Below are 4,794 nucleotides of genomic sequence, written 5' to 3' on the forward strand. Positions count from 1 at the left end.
CAGCGTGGCGATGCCSGACCACTTCCAGCCGTCGATGAAGGCCACTGTCACGAGGGCGCTGACCGGGTGGCCGAGCCAGGCGTAGTTGAATCCGGGGATGACGAGCCCGATCACCTGGTTCATCGGGCCGGAGGGATCGACGATGGCCCGCCAGATGAAGCCCGCGGCGAGCGGCGAGATCAGCACCGGGAGGAAGAAGATCGACCTGAAGAGCGAGTTGACCGCAGTCGTCTTGCGCAGGGTGAGCGCGAGGGACATCGCGGCCACGTTCTGCACGGTCATCGCCACGACCGCATAGCCGAGGGTCACGATGATCGCGTTCTGCAGCGTGCCGTTCTGCCACAGGAACGCGAAGTTGTCGAGTCCGTTGAAGCGGATGACGGGGCTGTACGCGGTCCACTGGGTGAATGCGAAGGGCACGTTCAGCAGGAAGGGGACGACGAAGAAGACGACGACGAGGACAAGCGAGGGGAGCAGGAAGAGGAACCAGCCGACGCGACGGCGGCGCCGAGGGGCGCCGCCCGGGGCGCGCGTTGGGCGCGCCCCGGGCTGCTCGTTCTCCTGCTCAATGGCAGAGATCACCATCCGGGAAGATTCGCCGCCTTCGCCGCCTGCTGGACGCTGGCTTCCATATTGTCTGCGACCTGGATCGCCGACTCCTGGTTGTTCAGCAGCTTGCTGATCTCAGCGGGGAAGTTGTTCCACCCGGGGAGATTGTTGGCGTAGCCGGCGGTCGCGCCGTTGTCGTACGCCGCCTTGAAGTCCTTCTGCAGGCTCGTCAGACCCGACGGGTCGTCATACCCCTGGATCACCGGGAAGGTCTGGCCCTCTTGGATGAGCTTGGCGTAGCCGTCGCCGGTCGCGTACTGGATGAACTTGAGCGCCGCGGCCTCCCGCGAGCTGTCGCCGGTCTTGGGCACGTAGTAGCTGCCCAGCGGGCTCGGGCCGTACCAGGCGGTTGCGCTGTTGGCCGAGATGCCGGTGAACCCGAGCGCGTCGGATGCCTTCTGGACACTGCCGGCGCTCTGCGTGAACTGGGTGAGTGCGTCAGAGTGCAACGCCGTCATGGCCGCCGTGCCGGTGTAGACGGCGTCGGTCGCCTTCTCGTAGGTGCCGGTGGCGAAGTCCTTGTTGAAGCAGCCTGCGTCCTGCAGCTGCTTGTAGGCCTCCAGGCCCTTCACCGCGGCCCCGTTGGGGTCGTTGACCTTGGCCTTGTTGTCGAGGAGGTCGTTTCCGTAGGCGTTGTCCTTGTTGCTGTCCGCCGCGTAGGCAGCGGGCAGGATCTGGGTCGGCCACTGGCTGCTGCCGGACTCGTAGATCGGGGTGATGCCCTTGCTGTTGAGCGCCTTGCAGACGTCCAGCAGCTGGTTCCAGTTGGTCGGGGCGCTCACGCCCGCCTTCTGCAGGTCGGCCTTGTTGTAGTACAGCCCGAAGATGCTCGGGAATTCGGTGACGGCGGCGTACACCTTGCCCTGATACGAGCCGACGTTCTTGTACAGGTCCCCCGACTTCCCGACGAACGCCTGCGAGGACAGGTCGACGAAATTCGAAGGGTTGAACTGGAGGATCGCGGCAGCCGTCGGGTGGTACTCGAGCACGTCCGGCTTGTCCCCGGTGCTCCACTTCGTCTGCGTGGTGGTCTCGAACGAGCTCGAGGGGATGTCCACCAGGTTCACCTTGATCCCCGTGGCCTGGGTGAAGTTCTTGTACAGGTCCAGGAGCGCCGGCGAGTCGGCGGTGTTGTGCCAGATCGTGATGCTGCTGGCCGGCGTGGCGGAGGCATCCGGCTGACCGGAGCCGTTGGCGACGGGGTTCGAGCATGCAGCGACGCCGAGCATCAGCATGCCGGCGGCCGACACGCTGGCCACCTTGGTTCTGAGTTTCATGACACCCTCCCTTGGGTTCAATGGATAACGTTATCTGAATAACGTTCTCCATAAAGTTAGCCAGCGCTGGCGCGCGGGTCAAGACCTATCCGGAGCTGATTCTCAAGGGTCAGGAATTCCCCCTGCCCCAGTAGCGGAACTCCATCACATCGACTTGTCCCCGGGTCGCCACGAGGCCGAGGATCCTTCCCGTGAACGGCGCCGCCACCTCTACCGACCAGCTCCGCCCATCGACCACCGCGAGGGTCCGCAGGACGCCGTCGCCGTCGAACGTCGACAGGCGGAGGCGGTCCGCGCTTCCGGACCAAGCCGTCGTCCCCGGTTCGGGTCGTTCCACTGCGATCTGGAGTCGTGCTGAGGGTCCGGACGCCGGAAGGACCCATTGCTGCTCCGCGGAGGGCGAGACCGCCCGAGCCCGGACGAGCACCTCCAAGCCCCACCGCTCCGCGGTGAGCTCGATGAACGAGCGCTCGTCGAATCTCAGGGCCAGTCCGCCTGCCCCGTGGTCGACATTCAGTGTCGCCTCCACGGCGCACTCGAGGTGTCGCTGGCGTCGGCCGATGAAGTCCGGGCGGAATCCCCCGAGCCCACCCCCGAGGGCCGTGATGCGCGTAGCTGAGGCCTCGGCGTCGAATTCGGCGATCTCCGAGGGCAAGCGCCCCACCGCCAACCACCCAGGGTCAGCGAGGGCATCGGGCACCGTCAAGTCGATCACCTCGAGGAAGTCCGCCGGCGCAGGCGCGGCATGGACGGGTTCCGGAATCGGCCAGCCCTCCGACCAGGTGACGCGAGTTGCGAAGGTCTCCCTGCCGATGGGCGAGAAGGCGCCCATGTTGTCGACGGTCCGGTTCCCGAGCACGAGCATGATGTCGCCCTCTGGGCCCGAGACGAGATCGGCATGGCCCACCGCAACCACCTGGTTCGAGGTCCCCGAAGAGGTCAGCACCGGGTTGCCTTCGAATCCAGTGAACGGCCCTTCGATAGACCTGCCGCGCGCGATGCTCACGGAGTGTCCCCGTCCCGTCCCCCCTTCCGCGATGATCAGGTACCAGACACCATCTCGCTCGTAGAGGTGCGGGGCCTCGGGCGCCGTCTTGCCGGTTCCGGACCAGAGCCGGCGCGGCGCTTCCAATGCGCGCCCCGCAGCGAGGTCGACCTTCGCCTGAAGGATGCCGTGATGGAAGTGCGTCTCGGGGCCCTTAAGCATGTGGCCGCCGAACGTGACGTAGGCAGCGCCCTCTTCGTCCCATGCGAGATCCGGGTCGATCCCGTCGATGCCATCGATTGCCGTACCCCCGTCCCAGGGACCAGCCGGATCGCTCGCAGTGAAGACCACGCAACCGCGGGGACTGTCTGCGATTGCGACGATGACGTAGTAGACGCCGTCCCGATACCGGAGCGTTGGCGCCCATACCCCCGACCCCGATGGCACTCCCCCCAGCTCGACCTGGCCCTGCCGCGTCGCCACGTTGCCGATGTGCTCCCACGCCATGAGGTCCGTGCTGCGGTAGACAGGCAAGCCGGGCAGGTATTCGAACGACGACGTGACGGCGTAGTAGAAGCCTTCGACGAAGACGCAGGTGGGATCGGGATTGAATCCAGGGATGCTGGGATTGGTCAGCGGCGACGGGTTCAACGCACTCTCGTTTCTTGGATCTCGGCGACACTGCTCGGCTCGCCTTCGTGGAACTTCCCCTCAGGGCCAGTCATGAATCTGCCGGGGTCAGCTGCCAATCCTGAGGATGCCGATAACGTTATACAAGGAGTTCTTCGGGCGCTACCGACGTCGCGAGGCGCCCTGCACCTACGTCCCGGAGCTGCCCTCCATCCTGCCCGAAGAGGGTCTTGACCACACTAGTCAGGGTGGCTATCTTGGTGCAGAACGTTATCTAGATAACGTTATCTCACCAGCTCTTCCGGAACGATTCCATACCAGGAGGCCGCCGCTCGGAGGGAGGCGATGGCGCTGATGGGGCGGGACAGGAAGGATCGATGCCGATCCATACCGTGCTCTCCCACGGACGATCGCGTCACCTCAGGCTCGCGCCCTCCGCCATTAGGGAGAACGCTCTTGTTCCACACCAGAAGGACCAAGCGCGGCGCCATCGGCGCCGTTGCGCTTGTCGCACTCGCGGCCACCTTATTAACACCGTCAATCGCCTCGGCGTCACCGGCGCCTCACCCGGAAGCAAGTCGAGGCCTGTATCAGCCCATTCCCGCGGCGGCCACCAACGTACCCATCGGCGAGATCCCGGCCGGCCCCTGCGAGCCCACCATGTCGCAGGTGTGCCAGGGAGCCTCTCCCTTCGCTGACATCATCGGGAACATCAAAGCGGGCGGCTACCCCATGGATGTACCCGGGCTCGGCATTCCGGTGGGAGGCGTGGGCTCAGGCTCATTCATGATCAACCAGTCAGGCACCTTCGGACCATGGAACTTCGGCGGTTCCCAGGACGCCGGGTGGGAGAACCGCATCCTGCCCCAGGCCGCGTTCCATTTCCGCGAGCAGGTCGGCAACGCTCCGGCCTCGGTGACCACGCTCGCAACGAAGGGGCCGAACACAGTCGGGACGCAGGGACAGATCCCTCTGCGGTCGTGGGGTTCACCGCTGCCTGGCTGGAACCTTCTCAAGCCGGGCCAAGGCACGTACTCCGCGCTGTATCCGTTCGGGTGGCAGTCGTACACAGGCTTCACGACGAACGTCTCGACGATGTTCTACTCGCCGATCGTCGCCGGACAGGACAACCCGACCTCGCTCCCGGTCGTGTACTTCGACGTGAAACTCACGAACAGCAGCCAGGAGAACGACAAGGTGTCGATGATGTTCACGATGCCGAACGCGCCCGACCACACGATGGGGACCCCCGCGAGCGTGCGCCAAGGATACACGAGCACCTTCACTCGCGAT

Annotated in this window: 4 protein-coding genes; 1 reads left to right on the forward strand and 3 read right to left on the reverse strand. The window is 65.2% G+C overall.

What is annotated here, in order from left to right; translation table 11 throughout:
* From LK10_RS06875 to LK10_RS06885, 3 genes are all read right to left on the reverse strand, one after another.
* Window positions 1–585, reverse strand: a 585-nt coding sequence (locus LK10_RS06875) for a carbohydrate ABC transporter permease (RefSeq protein ID WP_043121567.1), incomplete at its 3' end; no start/stop codon positions are given.
* Window positions 579–1,886 (reverse strand): ABC transporter substrate-binding protein, encoded by a 1,308-nt coding sequence (locus LK10_RS06880; RefSeq protein WP_043121570.1) that lies wholly within the window; start codon window positions 1,884–1,886, stop codon window positions 579–581. The genes LK10_RS06880 and LK10_RS06875, both read right to left, overlap by 7 nt.
* Before the next feature lie 109 nt (window positions 1,887–1,995).
* Window positions 1,996–3,522 (reverse strand): glycoside hydrolase family 43 protein, encoded by a 1,527-nt coding sequence (locus LK10_RS06885; protein ID WP_043121574.1) that lies wholly within the window; start codon window positions 3,520–3,522, stop codon window positions 1,996–1,998.
* Window positions 3,523–3,957: 435 nt separating this feature from the next.
* On the opposite strand from LK10_RS06885, the gene LK10_RS06890 reads away from it, so the two are divergent.
* Window positions 3,958–4,794: GH116 family glycosyl-hydrolase (locus tag LK10_RS06890; protein ID WP_197061876.1), on the forward strand; the 837-nt coding region annotated here is incomplete at its 3' end.

Origin of the sequence: Sinomonas humi (assembly GCF_000802235.1) — a bacterium.
GTDB lineage: Bacteria > Actinomycetota > Actinomycetes > Actinomycetales > Micrococcaceae > Sinomonas > Sinomonas humi.